The organism is Bradyrhizobium sp., assembly GCF_035273305.1.
Taxonomy (GTDB): Bacteria; Pseudomonadota; Alphaproteobacteria; order Rhizobiales; family Xanthobacteraceae; genus Bradyrhizobium.
Genome location: NZ_DATEPI010000260.1, coordinates 1 through 15,230 on the forward strand (window position 1 = coordinate 1; position 15,230 = coordinate 15,230).

At 59.8% G+C, this 15,230-nt stretch carries 13 protein-coding genes; 8 read left to right on the forward strand and 5 right to left on the reverse strand.

The window, feature by feature from the left end; genetic code table 11:
• The coding region (locus VJV58_RS17265) for an MMPL family transporter (RefSeq protein ID WP_324138578.1) at nucleotides 1-1,744 on the reverse strand (1,744 nt) is incomplete at its 3' end.
• A 402-nt stretch (nucleotides 1,745-2,146) separates the two neighbouring features.
• Between VJV58_RS17265 and VJV58_RS17270 the strand changes: the two genes are divergently transcribed.
• A complete protein-coding gene (locus VJV58_RS17270; protein ID WP_414641518.1) occupies nucleotides 2,147-2,941 on the forward strand; it encodes a rhomboid family intramembrane serine protease in 795 nt (264 codons plus the stop codon).
• Nucleotides 2,942-3,127: 186 nt separating this feature from the next.
• Nucleotides 3,128-3,556, forward strand: coding sequence for a CBS domain-containing protein (locus tag VJV58_RS17275; protein ID WP_324138580.1), 429 nt, complete (start codon nucleotides 3,128-3,130; stop codon nucleotides 3,554-3,556).
• Nucleotides 3,557-3,571: 15 nt separating this feature from the next.
• Here VJV58_RS17275 and VJV58_RS17280 read toward each other — a convergent pair whose 3' ends face one another.
• Complete coding sequence (locus VJV58_RS17280) at nucleotides 3,572-4,606, reverse strand: patatin-like phospholipase family protein (protein ID WP_324138581.1); 1,035 nt, start codon at nucleotides 4,604-4,606, stop codon at nucleotides 3,572-3,574.
• 216 nt (nucleotides 4,607-4,822) lie between these two features.
• Between VJV58_RS17280 and VJV58_RS17285 the strand changes: the two genes are divergently transcribed.
• Nucleotides 4,823-5,875: a hypothetical protein gene (locus VJV58_RS17285; protein WP_324138588.1), complete on the forward strand. Its 1,053-nt coding sequence runs from the start codon at nucleotides 4,823-4,825 to the stop codon at nucleotides 5,873-5,875.
• Nucleotides 5,876-5,927: 52 nt separating this feature from the next.
• Here VJV58_RS17285 and VJV58_RS17290 read toward each other — a convergent pair whose 3' ends face one another.
• Complete coding sequence (locus tag VJV58_RS17290) at nucleotides 5,928-6,491, reverse strand: nitroreductase (RefSeq protein WP_324138589.1); 564 nt, start codon at nucleotides 6,489-6,491, stop codon at nucleotides 5,928-5,930.
• Nucleotides 6,492-6,502: 11 nt separating this feature from the next.
• Nucleotides 6,503-8,539, reverse strand: a complete 2,037-nt coding sequence (thrS, locus tag VJV58_RS17295; RefSeq protein WP_324138582.1) for a threonine--tRNA ligase — start codon at nucleotides 8,537-8,539, stop codon at nucleotides 6,503-6,505.
• Nucleotides 8,540-8,696: 157 nt separating this feature from the next.
• Here thrS and VJV58_RS17300 point away from each other — a divergent pair, with 157 nt between their 5' ends.
• The 3 genes from VJV58_RS17300 (at nucleotide 8,697) to VJV58_RS17310 (ending at nucleotide 11,117) form a co-directional block, all read left to right on the forward strand.
• Nucleotides 8,697-9,884 carry an MFS transporter gene (locus tag VJV58_RS17300; RefSeq protein WP_324138583.1) on the forward strand — a complete coding sequence of 396 codons (1,188 nt, stop codon included), beginning with the start codon at nucleotides 8,697-8,699 and terminating at the stop codon, nucleotides 9,882-9,884.
• A gap of 123 nt (nucleotides 9,885-10,007) precedes the next feature.
• Nucleotides 10,008-10,520, forward strand: a complete 513-nt coding sequence (locus VJV58_RS17305; RefSeq protein ID WP_324138584.1) for a lipocalin-like domain-containing protein — start codon at nucleotides 10,008-10,010, stop codon at nucleotides 10,518-10,520.
• Nucleotides 10,521-10,739: 219 nt separating this feature from the next.
• Nucleotides 10,740-11,117, forward strand: coding sequence for a hypothetical protein (locus VJV58_RS17310; RefSeq protein WP_324138585.1), 378 nt, complete (start codon nucleotides 10,740-10,742; stop codon nucleotides 11,115-11,117).
• A gap of 21 nt (nucleotides 11,118-11,138) precedes the next feature.
• Here the strand turns inward: VJV58_RS17310 and VJV58_RS17315 are convergent, their stop codons facing one another.
• Complete coding sequence (locus VJV58_RS17315) at nucleotides 11,139-12,170, reverse strand: alpha/beta hydrolase (RefSeq protein ID WP_324138586.1); 1,032 nt, start codon at nucleotides 12,168-12,170, stop codon at nucleotides 11,139-11,141.
• Between the two features lie 564 nt (nucleotides 12,171-12,734).
• On the opposite strand from VJV58_RS17315, the gene VJV58_RS17320 reads away from it, so the two are divergent.
• On the forward strand, nucleotides 12,735-14,105 hold the full coding sequence (locus VJV58_RS17320) for an APC family permease (RefSeq protein ID WP_414641519.1): 1,371 nt from the start codon (nucleotides 12,735-12,737) through the stop codon (nucleotides 14,103-14,105).
• A gap of 2 nt (nucleotides 14,106-14,107) precedes the next feature.
• Complete coding sequence (locus tag VJV58_RS17325) at nucleotides 14,108-15,193, forward strand: hypothetical protein (protein WP_414641520.1); 1,086 nt, start codon at nucleotides 14,108-14,110, stop codon at nucleotides 15,191-15,193.
• Nucleotides 15,194-15,230: the final 37 nt, after the last annotated feature.

Sequence of the window (15,230 nt, forward strand, 5' to 3'; positions counted from 1 at the left end):
ACGCGCTCTGGATTGCGGCGACATTCTCTTGATCGGTTGGTGCCGGCTGCTGTCTCGGTGGATTGAGGGCTGGACCGAGCGGACGCGACGCCGCCTTCAGAGCTGCTATCTTCTGCTCCTGATCGGAGGGGATGAAACTGGAGAGCGTCAATGTCCGCGAGACCTCGGGTAAGGCGGACAGCCGCTTGGCAATTGCGTCGGCCGCTTCAAGCGATGGCGCTAGAACTTCCGCATCGTTGCCGCTTGTTTGCGGATCGCTCTGCAGTTGACGGTAGGTCACGACCGAGGGGGATTCCGGACTTTGCAAATCCACCGGATTGAAATCGAAACGCAAATGCAGCAACAACGGCGTGCCGGCCAGCACGACCAGAATGGTGCCGGCTACAACCGCGACACGATGGCGCTGAAGAAAATCATCAAGAGGGGCAAGGCTCCGGAAGCCGATCGGCGCCGCTTCGCCGGCTGGATTGAGCAGTGCCAGCATCGCCGGGACCAGCGTGATGCTGCACAAGAATGCGACCAGCATGCCGCAACCCGCGATCAATCCCAATTCCGAAAGGCCGCGGTAGCTGGTCGGCAAAAAGGAAAAAAAGCCGACGGCAGTGGCGACAGCCGCGAGCGCGAGCGGATCGCCGGCCTTGCGCGCCGCCGATCGCAGAGCCTCGGCCAGATTGTCGCGGTCGTGCCGCTCGCTCCGATATCGCACGCTGAATTGAATGCCGAAGTCGACTCCAAGACCGACAAACAGCACAAAAAAGGCGATCGAGATCAGATTGAAAGAGCCGACCATCGCGAGACCAATCGCGGCCGTCGCCGCAAGTCCTACGATGAGGCTGAAGAAAACCGCGACGATGATTTTCCAGGAACGTAAGGCGAGCCAAAGAACGATCAGCACGCCGAGTACCGCCATCAGCGTGTCGCGCAGCGCGCTGTGCCTGATCACCGAGAACTGATCATCATTCATCGGCACCTGACCGGTCAGCTTGACCGTCGCGCCGTATTTGCCCTGCAGTTCCAGATCGGCTACGGCGCGGCGAATGCCATCGGTCGCCTTTTTTCCGGGCTGCAATTGTGAAAAGTCCAACGCAGGCTGCACTTCGATAAAATGCCGCAATTCGTCCGAACGGAGCTTGTGGCCCTGTAGCAACTCTTCCCACGAGAAAGTAGTCGGCTTACCGGCCAACAAGTCGCTCAAGGTCTGGTCTGCAAGCGTGAGCGGCCATTTCAGTTGACTGAGCTTGATCTGGCCTCGGCGCACCCCTTCGGCCGCAAATGACAGAGTCTTCATCACGCCACGAAGGCTCGGATCCGCAGCCAGGGTTGCGATCATCGGCTGAGCGTGCGCCAACCCCTCGGCACTTTTTTGGACTTCGGCAGGAGAGCCGAACAGCAAACCGTTGCGTTCGAAAAATTCGCCGCTATCGGGCTGCCCCACCAACGGAAACAGGCTTGTATCTTTCGAGAGACGCTGTGCGAGTTCGTCCGTTGCCAATGACGCGTTCTCGGCGGTTGGGGCTTCGACCACCGCCGAAATGCCTTTCTGAGGAAAGGCCTTTGATAACTCGACCTGTCTCTGATGCCAGGGCAGGTCTTGGGCAATCAGACCTTCGACATCGGTATTGATGGAGAATTGGGCGAGATCGTAAACGGCGGTTGCAACCATCAGGACTGTGCCGGCAATGACCACTGCCCACCGGAACCGGGCGCAGTAGTCGACGATCCGGACAATCGCTGAACTAATCATGGCAGCAGGCCACAGCTTTCCCCGCTCATTCAAAGCTGGAAGTGGGCCATAAACGCCTCGGCAGGGGGAATCGTTCAATTCCCCCTGAGAAACATGCGATCCGGCTAGCCGAGCTAGACGCGGCTCACGTGGTTTTTACTCGCCGCGGAATAGCGCGACCTGAGGACGCGACGAAATGCCTCGCCACGAGGGGCGGGGGCCTGGACGATCCGGGCGTACTGACACTCCGGGGGTCTTTCACGTTTTCAGCCATCACTACGCGCGACGCGTGGTTGATCATCAAGGTCTGGTCGCTAACAGCCTCAAGGCAGGGCGTTTGTTTGCCTGTCATCAAGGCGCGCTTGCGCAGTGTGGACAACCCGCCTATGGGGGGCAGTCCGCATCAGCCGCTCACTTCAGGTTTTGAAGCCCTTGGAATCGCCGCCACAACTTTCCACCCCACCACCGCGCGAGCCGATCCTGACGCTCCCGGGGCCGTTGACCGCGTATGTCCTGCTGCTGGCAGTTATTCATTTGCGCGTATTGCTGCCGGTCGAGTGGGAGAATTGGACCATCGACGTGTTCGGGTTTATTCCGAAGCGCTACGATTCAACGTTGCTATCGATCGATTTTCCAGGTGGCGCCGGCGCGCGGGTCTGGACGTTCGTGACATATTCGCTCCTGCACGCCAGTTTCAGCCATATCGCCTTCAATGTGCTGTGGCTGTTGCCGTTTGGTAGCGCACTTGCGCGCCGCTTTGGCGCCCTCAGGTTTTTCCTGTTCATGGCGGTAACGGCGATAGCGGGCGCACTGGCGCATCTGGTGACCCATGAGCACGCAGTGGCACCTATGATCGGGGCTTCGGCGTCGGTCTCAGGCGCGATGGCGGCCGCCATTCGCTTTGCGTTCGTGAAGGGCAGCTTTCTCTCGTTCAGCCGCGGCGATGCAGATGCCGCCGCGAAGGTGCCGGCGCTTTCGCTTTCACGCGCGCTTCGCAATCCCCGCGTACTTGGTTTTCTCGGCGTCTGGTTTGGAGTTAACATCATCTTCGGGTTGGGCTCGATCTCAATCGGAACCGAGGGCGTGAGCGTTGCCTGGCAGGCGCATATCGGCGGATTTTTCGCCGGCCTGCTGTTGTTTTCGCTATTCGATCCGGTGCCGGGCACCCCTACGCATGCTGCCGATGCGTCATCGCAAGATGGATCGCGGCGTCCCTGATCATTGCTTGCGGCGCAAAGCCATTTCATTCATCATCGGCTGCAATCAGACAAGGCGTAAGCTGTGCTTATGGCCGTACTTGCCGAACGCGCCGCAACAAATGCAGCGCTAAACTGTTGATTGAAGACTCGCGGAACAAAGATGGCGCCGGCTCAAAGGGCGCGATCGGCTTCAGGGGAGACGACAATGACGGTACGTGCAATTCTCGATTCTAAAGGCCATCACATTGAGAGCGTCGAACCGGACGTGAAGCTCTCGGCAGCGATAAAGGTTCTGAGCGAACGAAAAATCGGTGCCTTGCTGGTGATGAGCAAGGGCCGTATCGAAGGCATCTTGTCGGAGCGCGACATCGTTCGAGTGCTCGGAGAACGCGGAGCCCGGGTGCTCGACGAACCGGTCAGCGCGACCATGACGCGCAAGGTCGTCAGTTGCCGACAAGCTGACACTGTTGCCGGGATCATGGAGATCATGACGCTGGGCAAATTCCGGCATCTGCCTGTGGTCGAGGAGGGGGTGGTCGTTGGCCTGATCTCGATCGGCGACATCGTCAAGTGGCGCGTTCGTGAATACGAGATGGAGCAGGAGGCGATGCGCGAGTACATCAAGACCGCCTGATTGCTCTCGGCTCGATCAGGGCGCCTTCTCGAGTGTCGGAGCAGGGCTGGGCGCGCCAGGCGCGAGTATCTGGATGGCCTCTTGAATGGAGTCGATGGCGCGCTCGGCGGCGCGCGCCCCGAACGAGATGAGATCGCCGGCGCGGTGGAAATCGAACCAGCCGATCTGTCCTACTCGAGGCGTGATCAACAGATCGGGCGGATCGCCGGCCAGACGGGCGCGAGTGATTCGGTCCTGCATGATGTTGAAGGCATCGACCATCACGCTTGAGATGCCAGGCCGCCCGCCGCCGCCAAAGAACTCGCGCTTCATGGTGCGCTCTGCGGAGAACAACCTGCCGAAGCCGCGTTTCGGCGGTATCGCTTCGATAATCTGCTCCGGCGCGTCTGCCGGCGCGCCGTGAGAATAGATCGTGGTGCTATGGGTAAAGACATCGCTCGATAGATTGGCGGCGATCACGATTTCGGCGCCGAGCGCGCGGGCCGCCGACACCGGCACCGGATTGACCAAGGCGCCGTCGACCAGCCATCGGTCACCCACCAGCACGGGGGAGAAAATCCCGGGCAGTGCGTAAGAGGCGCGTATGGCGTCGACCATGCGGCCGTGAGTGAGCCAGATTTCATGGCCGGTGCGCACTTCGGTCGCCACCGTCGCAAACTTGATCGGCAGGTCCTCCATCAGCGTCGGACCGATCGCGGTCTCCAATTGGGCCGCAAGCTTGGCGCCGCCGATCAAACCGGAACCGTTTAGGCGGATATCCAGGTAACCAAAAATATTCCGCGGCTGCAGGCTGCGCGCCCATTCCTCCAGCCTGTCCAACTGCCCCGCCGCATGAGCGCCGCCGACCACCGCGCCGATCGAGGTGCCGACGATTACGTTGGGGATAATGCCATGCGCAACCAACGTCCGGATGATGCCGATGTGGGCAAATCCGCGTGCGGCACCGCCGCCAAGCGCAAGCCCGATCACCGGCCGCCGGATGGTGCCAAGGCCCACCTTCTCCTTGCCTTCAGAGCCGCTTTGACTTCGTCCGATCAAAATTTCCAGCACATCGTGTCTCCAGCCCCCGAGGCTATCCGTTACGGCGTAGCCTGCCAGAACTTATCGCAAGCATAGTTTATGCCGGCGTTGCGGCGGGCCTAGGCAGCCATTGTGACTGGATCGCGGCGGCCAAAACAACACGTTGGTATTAGTGTCGGTTCCAGAACGGAAATCCAGCAGACCCGCAGGCTTGAATTTGCCGCGTTTTCGGTGAAAAGCATGCCGATGACTTCTGGGGGGAACGGCATCGATCGATTCGTGCAGGGCGGGCGCTTGCTGCCGGCACTTGCAACGGTCGGCGGGCTGATCTGGGCTCTGATTTCCCCGGCCTCAGCCCAGATGTTTATCGATCAACCACCCCCAGTGCCCCCGGCATCGGTGCCCGAACCGGCGGCGCCGGCCATGAATCTGGCTCCATCCACCGGTCCGGCATCGATTCCGAGCGTGGCTTCGCCAATGCCGCAACCATCGACGGCGGCCGTGCCGCCCGTGCTGGCTCCCCAAGGTGCTGCGGTCCCCAATCAGGGCGTATTGTCGCTGACCGCGCGCTACGGCAAAGACCTCCCCATCATCACCAGCGGATTGATATGGCGGGTATTTTCTGACCGGCCGGACGAGACCGGCAACTTCAAGCTGATCCGTGAGGATCGCGGCGCCACGCCGAATATCGTGCTGCCGCCGGGCGGTTATGTGGTTCATGTCGCCTTCGGAGTGGTCAGCGCAGTTCGTGCGGTGACGCTGAAACCCGAGACCGACCGCGAATCCTTCCTGCTGCCGGCCGGCGGCCTTCGAATCGAAGGTCGGGTAGGCGGCAGCAAGATTCCGCAAAACCAGGTCGTGTTCTCGATCTACAAGGGTAGCCAGTTTGACGTGGGCGAGCGCGCCTCCATGCTGCCGAACGTCTCCGCCGGCGATCTGGTGCTGCTGCCGGAAGGGACCTACTACATCATTTCCAATTATGGCGACGCCAACTCCGTGGTGCGCTCCGATATTCGCGTTCAGGCGGGCAAGCTGACGGATGTGACCATCACCCATCGCGCCGCTGTCATCACGCTTAAGCTCGTCAGCGACAAGGGCGGCGAGGCGCTGGCGAACACAGCGTGGTCGGTGATTACGCCTGGCGGCGACGTCATCAAGGAATCAATTGGTGCATTTCCCCGCGTCGTCTTGTCCGAAGGGGAATATCGGGCCATCGCGAAGAATGAGGGAAAAGTGTACGAGCGTCCCTTCAATGTCGTGAACGGCGTCGACGGCGAGGTCGAGGTGATCGCGCGCTGATGGCGCGCTGTCGCGTTCGTCTGCCCAAACGCGTTCCCACACTTCCCGACGATTAAAATCGCGTCACGATCTCCGAGAGAACCGGGCGCGGCCGATCTTCTGTCGGCTTCATGGCGGTGCCGATGTGGACGAAGCCGGCAAGCTTTTCTTCGGCTTTCAATCCCAAGGCGTCGAGCACGTCGCGATCAAAGGCGAACCAACCGGTGAGCCAGCACGCCCCGTAACCCAAAGCAGTTGCCGCCGTGACGATGTTCATGGCGCTGGCGCCGGCTGACAATTCCTGCTCCCAGGCCGGTACCTTTGGATGCGGCTTGGCAGAGCTGACGACGCCAATCACCAGCGGCGCATCGGTGAGCCGGCGTTTTTCCTTCTCGATCTCCGCGGCTTGCGCGTTCGGATTCTTCGCCGCGAAAATCTTCGCGATCATCTCGCTCGCGCGCGCCCGCGCATCACCTTCGAATACAATAAAGCGCCACGGAGCCAGCTTCCCATGGTCGGGCACCCGCGCGCCGATTGTCAGAATCGTTTCGAGCTCGGCAGACGAGGGGCCCGGAGCGGTCATCTCGCGCGGCTTGATGGATCGACGAGTCCTCAGCAGATCGAGAGCATCGGGCACGGCGGTCTCTTTCATCGATGATCGGGGGCTATCGCTCGCGCGCGCTTGATATCCGGCGGAGTGGCCTCATCGACCAGCGCGGCGATCGCATCATCTGTCGGCAACACCTGCTGTCCTTCGCTGCCGAGCCGCCGGATTGAAACCGAATGCGTTTCAGCTTCCTTCTTGCCGACCACAAGCAGTGCCGGGATCTTGGCTAATGAATGCTCGCGAACCTTGTAGTTGATCTTTTCGTTGCGAAGATCGATGTCGACGCGAAGCCCCGCGCGCCGTGCCGCGGCGGCTACCACTTTGGCGTATTCGTCGCCTTCCGAGGTGATGGTGGTGACGACGGCCTGGACCGGAGCCAGCCAAAGCGGAAAATTGCCGGCATAGTGCTCTATCAGGATGCCGATGAAGCGCTCCATCGAACCGCAGATTGCGCGATGTACCATGACCGGTACTTTCTTCGAGCCGTCGGCGTCGATGTAGAAAGCGCCGAACCGCTGGGGCAGGTTGAAGTCGATCTGCGTGGTGCCGCATTGCCAATCGCGGCCGATTGCATCGCGCAATACGTATTCGAATTTCGGCCCGTAGAACGCGCCTTCGCCGGGGTTGATCGCGGTCTTGACGCCCTGGTTATGGCCTTGCGCCTCAATCTGCGACAGCACTGTCGCCATTACGCGCTCGGCATGATCCCACATTTCGTCGGTGCCGACGCGTTTTTCCGGCCGGGTCGAAAGATTGACCTTGAGGTCGCCCTCAAAGCCGAAATCGGCGTAGACCGACAGAATCAGATCGTTGATCCTCAGGCACTCGTCGGCGAGTTGCGATTCCGTACAGAAGGTGTGGGCATCGTCCTGCGTGAAGCCGCGCACGCGCATCAGCCCGTGCATCGCGCCTGAAGCTTCATAGCGATGGACGATCCCGAACTCGGCCAAACGCAGGGGCAGGTCGCGATAACTTTTCAGGCCATGCTTGAAGATTTGCACATGGCCCGGACAGTTCATCGGCTTTAGCGCAAACCAGCGCTTGTCTTCAGCCTCATCGCCGGCGGATTGGGCGGCGAACATGTTCTCGCGATACCAATCCCAGTGACCGGACGTTTCCCAAAGCGATTTGTCAAGAATCTGCGGGGCGTTGACTTCGTCATAAGTGCCTGCGAGCCGCCGTCGCATGTAGGCTATGACAGCCTGAAAGATGGTCCAGCCCTTTGCGTGCCAGAACACTACGCCCGGACCTTCTTCCTGGAAATGAAACAGGTCGAGCTCGCGGCCGAGCTTCCGGTGGTCACGCTTCTCGGCTTCCTCGATCTGCTTCAGATAAGCATCCAGCTCTTCCTGTTTGGCGAAGGCGGTACCGTAGATGCGCGTCAGCATCGGGTTATTGCTGTCGCCACGCCAATAGGCGCCGGCCACTTTCATCAGTTTGAAGGCGTTGCCGACCTTACCGGTCGACGTCATGTGCGGGCCGCGGCACAGATCGAACCAGTCGCCCTGCTTGTAAATCTTGATGGCCTGGTCGGCCGGAATCGCGTCTACGAGTTCGACCTTGAACGTCTCGCCGTTGTCGCGAAACACCTGTCTGGCCTGTTCGCGCGTCCAGATTTCCTTGGTGAACGGCCGGTCGCGCGCGATGATCTCGCGCATCTTCTTCTCGATCGCCGCGAAATCCTCCGGCGTAAACGGCTCGTTGCGGAAGAAATCATAGTAGAAGCCGTTCTCGATCACCGGCCCGATGGTGACCTGCGTGCCGGGCCACAGCGACTGCACTGCCTCGGCGAGCACGTGGGCGGCGTCATGCCGGATCAGTTCCAGTGCGCGGGCGTCGTCGCGGGAAAGGAATTCAATTTTGGCATCATGATCGATCGCGTCGGCCAGATCGAGCACCACGCCATCAAGCGCCATCGCGACCGTGCGCTTCGCAAGCGAGGGTGAAATGCCCTTTGCGATCTCGAGCCCTGTGATGTTTTTGGGGAATTCGCGTCTCGCGCCGTCCGGGAAGGTGAGCGCAACTTTGCCGGATTCCATGGGTTTCAGATTGCTGAGGCCGAACTTAAATTCCGTCATCGGTAACTCCTTTAGCTCACTCCTGCGGACGAGGGCAGGTAAGCGGAACAGCGGTATAGCAGGGGATTCGCGGCTTGCAATCCGCCAAGCCGCAAGGGAGCCGTTCAAATCGGGGCGGCTCTGTCAATTCACACGGATATGAGTTAAATGCACTTGCATGAAACCGCTTGAAGACGTGCACGTTGGTCGCAGCTTTGTCCCAACTTCCCTGATGCTCGGAAACATCCTGACCGGCTGTTCGGTGCTTGCCCCGGCGGGAATGTTGATGGAATTGTCGCAAGGACTCGATGTCAGCGTCCGCGACGGTGGACTGCTGATCACCTTCGGGGCAGTCATGCTGTGCATCGGCTCGCCGATGACGGCCTGGATGACCAGCCGTATCGATCGCCGCACTTTACTCACGACAACGCTCGCGGTGCTGGCGCTTACCAATCTCGCGTCCGCACTGGCTCCTGACTACATGACGCTGCTGATCACTCGCCTGATCATGCTCGCGATTGGCGCGCTTTATACGCCACAGGCCGCGGGCACTGCCGCCCTCATCGTGCCGCCGGAGAAGCGGGGGAGTACGATTGCCTATGTCTTTCTCGGATGGTCACTCGCGGCTGCGGTGGGCCTGCCGTTGATCACGTTCATCGCCAGTCGGTACGGTTGGCGCGCGGTCTATGGCAGTATCGGATTGTTGGGCTGCGTTAGCTTTCTGCTGCTGGCCTGGCGACTGCCCCGAGGATTGATCGGCTCACCGGTCGTTCTCAAGACATGGGTCGATCTGGCGCGAAACCGGATGATTGTTTTGCTGCTGTTGATCACGACCTTGCAAATGTCCGGGCAATTTGTGGTGTTCACCTTCATGGGGCCGCTGCTGACCAAATTGACGGGCGCCAGCGCCGATGCGGTGGGGCTTGTATTTGCGCTCTACGGTATCTTCGGCTTTGTCGGAGTTGCGATCGCCACCCGGATCGTCGATTCCTGGGGCGCCTACAATACTTCGCTGTTGTTTACCGTGATCATGCTCACGGGCGTGACCGGCTGGGCGCTCAGCGCCGGTATCTACCCATTGATGGCGTGCTCCGTCGCGATCTGGGGTTTGGGGTTTGCATCGACCAACTCGATGCAGCAGGTGAGGCTTGTTGGCGCGGCGCCCGCGCTCGCGTCCGCATCGGTCTCGCTCAACACGTCAGTGCTATACATCGGCCAGGCCGTGGGCTCGGCCATCGGCGCCGTGCTCTACGCGCGCGACCTGCTTCATGGCACAGGCTACGTCGCGATGGGTTTTGTCGCGCTGGCACTGACAATCGTGGCGATGACGAAGCCACGGCACGGCTCGCCAGCCCTGCCTAACTAGGCGTGGACTCATTAACCCGGAGCGACAGCCTCAAGCCCAACATACTTGTTCGTGACTGCGGCTTTGACTATTTTGTAGAAGCCTCTTTTTCTGCGCATTCGATTTTTATCAACGAGGGCTTGCATGAATAGGCGCTACGCACTGGTTCTATCCTTGGCCGCGTTATTTACAGATTTTGCGTTAGCGAACAGAAGCTTTGCCCAAGCAAAGTCACTCAAGGACCAATTGGTCGGCACCTGGATTTACATTTCGAGCACAGGTAAGCGCGAGGATGGCAGCGACGTGCAACGACCGAGCTTGCAGGGCGCAGTCACGTACACTGCTGATGGCCGTTTTCACTTCATAACGACACGAACCGACAATCCTAAGTACGCGTCAAACGAAACTACCCGACCGTCTCCGGAAGAGGCGATGGCCGTCGCCTCAGGATCAATTGCCTACACCGGGACTTATGTAGTGGACGAAAACACGAAAACGATCCACCTGAACATAGAGACGAGCACGTTCCCAAATCTCGTCGGGGCCCCTAATCAGCGCCGGATCATTACGTCTGTTGCCGTCGACGAAATGAAGTTCACGAACCCCCGCACGCCTGCAGGCGTGACGCTGGAGTTTGCGTGGAGGAGGGCGAAGTGACCGGTCCAGCCCACGTTCACTAGGCTCAACAGGGACCCAGTTGAACCGCGGCTGCTGAACCGAACTATGAGTACGCGCCTAAACGAGTCGAGCCGGCCGACGCTGTTAAACCGCCCACTTTTGCCCAGGGATTTCCGGTCGGACGCTGCGAGCCCGCTCGACTCGAAGCTTGCGTTGCCTTACATCGACAAGCGAGGATTCAGTGAACTGGGGGCTGACATGAAGGCAATGCTCGCGCTCGTTCTCGTCATGTATTCCGGCGCGGCAGCCGCTCAGGCGACCGCGCCGCCGGAAGCCACGGCGCCGCGCGCGAGTAAGCCGCCGACCGTCGGGGGAAAGCCGCTGGTGCAGGTCAAGCCGCGGAATGTCGCCGCCGCCAAGCAGAAACACCAGTCGGTTGCGGAGAAGTTGCAGGCGTGTCTCGAAATTGACGACGGCACCAAGGGGCGGCTCGATTGCTATGATGCAATCTTTCCGCCAAAGCCCAATCCCAAGGCGCCGGCCGCGAAAGCTGTCGCGGATTGCCGTTTCACTAAGGAAGAAGACGAGCGGCTGACCTGTTTCAACGGCTTCGCCGAGAAAATCCCGAAATTCTGACTCCGGCGAACTAGCTTCTTCTCATCGGCCTGCGGAAGATGATCCTGTTGTCGCCACTTTCGTAAGCGCCGGAGTTGCCGCAATCTTGACGAGCACGTCCTTGAGAGGACTTTCCGTCCATGCTCGAGTGACGTAATCGCGATGCGAGGCCGTGTCGGCGGTAATGATGAAAACGACGCTGCCGGGGCGCAGTGGAGTATCCATCGTATCGGAGACGGCAATGCCTTTTTCTCCGAGCATTCTTATCAAATCTTCGTCGTGCCTCTTGGTGAAATGCGTGTAAGCGCTGACGAAAACGCCGGACCGGTTGTTTTCGATCCAGGATGCGAACTTGTCCAATTCGCCGTAAATCGCATCGAGCAGGAACACGCCGCGAACTTGATTGCCGAGCCCACCGACTTCCAGGCTCCACGCCGCCGGCATGAAACCACCGCTGTACCCGACGATAATCACGGGCAGTTTCGCAAATTGCCTGGCTGCTCCCGGGTCTCCGTAAATACGAGCCAGATGACCGGCTGACTCCGAGACGAACTGTTTCAGGCCAGCCGGCTGCCAGAATTTTCCAGCGCTGGAATCCGCGGCGTCGACCGCAAGCTGGGGCGCGAGCAACACGGCATTGACGCCGGATTCCGAAATCTGTTGCGGCACCAATTGCCGGTCGCGCACGTCGCGTTCCAGGGTGGCTCCGTTGCCGTGGAAAAACACGACGATGATACCGGGTTTGCGAATGTCGAAATATTGCGGGACGTGCATTAGCACGCGGCTGTCGCTATAGGTCTCGTTTTGCCAGTAAACCCGACCGCCCAAGCTGCGGTGACCGCGGCGTCCATCCTTGGAAACATTAAGGAATGGCTGGTCCGTAACGGGACTGTTGCCGAAGTAGGGAAATGCCGAAGATCTCAGGCTGACCAAGGTCGTTTGGTCTTCCCGCTGCCGAGGCTGTTCGGGTGTGGTCGGGGTCAACGAAGCGACGCGATATGGCGCATGCTCATCTGGAATGCCGACAATGCCCATCGGCTCGCGCTGCTCGAGGCTTTGATTCGCCACCGGCATGCGCTCGCCAGAAGGCGTTCTTGGAAAACGGTCCTCAAACGTGTCGCCTGACGAGGCTTGCGAGTGAGCTGCAAGCGTCCCGGCCTCCGGCGCTTGCCCGCACTGGACGAGAACGAGACACAACGGAATAACCGTAAGGAGCGTGGAAATGCCGCGCCGAGCATGCGAGTTCGCATACGAATCAGCGCACCACAAATCTCTGGCCCAGAGCGGTGATCTTGCCCGGCCTGTGCGAGGCGCCTGAAATACCACCCCGACCATGTACCCACTGCCCCAAGGTCCGCCGGCGATCGGCATATGTCAGCTCGTCACCATTGCAGTGACGTCAAGCTTTTCAAAAACTCCCAACGAACGCGAGCAGACGCACGAAAGAGTGGCTTGATTGTGAGGCGGTGGCCGGCTCTTCGCAACTGCGGAGAGGACGCGCCCCTGTTTGCAAGGTATTTGCGTACCAAATATTTCGCGGATCGGGGCCATTCTTAACATTGCTTCAATTCACAGGGATCAGCCTGCAAGGTGAGAAAAGTCGCTGGCGCAACGGGGCGCCGAGGGACGCGGACCAAAATGGTGAGACCAGAAACTCGGGGCACCGCCTGGCCGGCCCAGCTCACCACGGGCGGTCCCAATGTCTCGCTGATCGTGGCGACAGCCATAGTCGTAGCCGACATGATTGGCGTCGGGGTCTTCACCAGCCTTGGCTTTCAGCTCAAAGACATCCCCTCCGGGTTTTCAATTCTGCTGCTATGGACGACCGGCGGGGTCGTCGCGTTGTGCGGCGCGTTTTCATACAGCGAGCTCGGCGCGATGTTTCCGCGCTCGAGCGGCGAATACAATTTCCTGAGCCGCGCGTTCCACCCCTCATTAGGATTTCTGGCCGGATGGGTGTCCGCGACCGTAGGCTTCGCCGCTCCAGTGGCACTGGCCGCAATGGCTTTCGGCGAATATGGAAAATCGCTGCTGCCGGATGCATCGCCACTGGCGCTCGCCATTGCGGTCGTCTGGCTCGTATCGCTTGTTCAGCTCACCGGCGTCAAGCATTCGAGCACGTTTCAGTTGATCTCGACAATACTGAAGCTCGTGCTGATCCTGGCTTTTCTGGCGACGGGATTTGCCATCGGCACGCCCCAACCAATTTCGTTCGCAGCCTCATCGTCGGACTTCGCGCACGTCACGAGCGGATCGTTCGCAATCGGGCTGGTATTCGTGATGTATTCGTTCTCCGGATGGAATGCGGCAACCTACATCATCGGTGAAATGCGGTTGCCGCAGCGAAATCTCCCTCGCGCGCTGCTGGCCGGTACACTGATCGTGCTGATGCTCTATGTCGCGCTGAATGCGGTGTTCCTTTATACCGCGCCGGTCGACAAGCTTTCCGGTCAACTCGATGTCGCGCGTGTCGCGGGAAGTTACATCTTCGGCGACATCGGCGGGCGCATCGTCGGTGCCATGATCTGTCTCGGACTGGTGTCTTCGATCAGCGCGATGATGTGGATCGGCCCGCGTGTGATGATGACGATGGGGGAGGACATCCCGGCGTTGCGGATATTCGCCCGCAAATCGCCTCAGGGCGCACCTGCCTACGCGATAGTCTTCCAGCTTTCGGTTGCCAATCTGATGCTGTTCACCCGCAGCTTCGAGGCGGTGCTCGATTTCATTCAGTTTGCATTGTTGTTCTGCTCGTTCTTCACCGTGCTCGGTGTCATCAAGTTACGCATCACCCACCCCGATTTGCGACGCCCATATCGGGCGTGGGGATACCCGGTGACGCCGCTGGTGTTCCTCCTGGCCACCGCGTTCATGATGTATCACCTTGTGACGGAGCGGCCGCTGCAATCGTTCTTGGGCACATTGATCATGCTTTCGGGCCTGCTGATTTATGCGCGCTTTGGCACGCGGCCCGCGCCGAGTGCGGTAGTCGCCGCAGAACGCGATTAGCGGTGCTGTATTTCAGGGAAATTGCGGCGTTCGCGCTGGCTATTTTTCTGGCCGGTGCGCCTGCGCACGCGGCGGAGATTGCAACCGCGGATGATACCGCTCGCTTTCTCGCCGGCATGCCGCCGTCAGCCGGTTCGCCGCTCGCGCGATTGACCAGCGATCCCGCCTGGCAGCGGCATGCACGGTTTCTCGACGCCGCCTTTGCGCAACTTGAGCAGCGGCAGCTTTCGAAAATCCGCGCCTGGGGGGACGCCTATCTCGCCGCGCCCAAGCCGACTGTGTTCTACATGTTTAGTGGACCGGACTTCATCTATGCCGACGCGTTTTATCCAAACGCCACCACGTATGTCCTGAGCGCGCTGGAGCCGCCCGGTATGGTCTCCGATCTCACGCGATTGTCGCGACCAGCCATGGCAGCCGCGCTGTACAACATTGAGCGCTCGATGGGGTCGATCCTCAGCTTCAGCTTTTTCGTTACGCAATCGATGAAGCTCGATTTGCGGGAAGGACAGCTCAGCGGCACGCTTCCGATCCTCTATGTTTTCCTGGCGCGTTCCGGAAAGGCCATTCGTGACGTCACTCCGGTTGCGCTCGATGCGAACGGGACACCTCATTTCGGCAACGGCAATGCGCGAAAGAATGTAACGGAGGGAGTGCGCATCGAATTCGCGGGGCCGGATCGCCAGCAGAAGACGCTGTATTATTTCTCGACCGATCTCTCGAACAGCAGTGTCAGGGTTTCGGGCTTCCTGAAGTTTTCCGAGACGCTTGCGCCCGCCAACAGCCTCATCAAGAGCGCATCCTATCTGTTGCACTCTGGAAATTTCACCGCGGCCCGCAACTTTCTGCTTTCACACAGCAGCGTCATCATCCAGGACGATTCTGGAATTCCACTCGCTTTCTACGATCCAAAAAAATGGCGGCTGTTTCCATTTGGGCGATATGTTCGTCCTATCGACAAATTTCCCGGCAGGTACCAGCCGGATTACGCCGAAATCTTCAGGCGAGCGCAGCCGATCGACTTCGGGATCGGCTATCGCTGGCGATCGTATGAATCCAACCTGCTGCTGTCCATCAAGGTGCCGTAACCGCGCTCACCAGTGAACGCTTTGGCTGGGCACGATG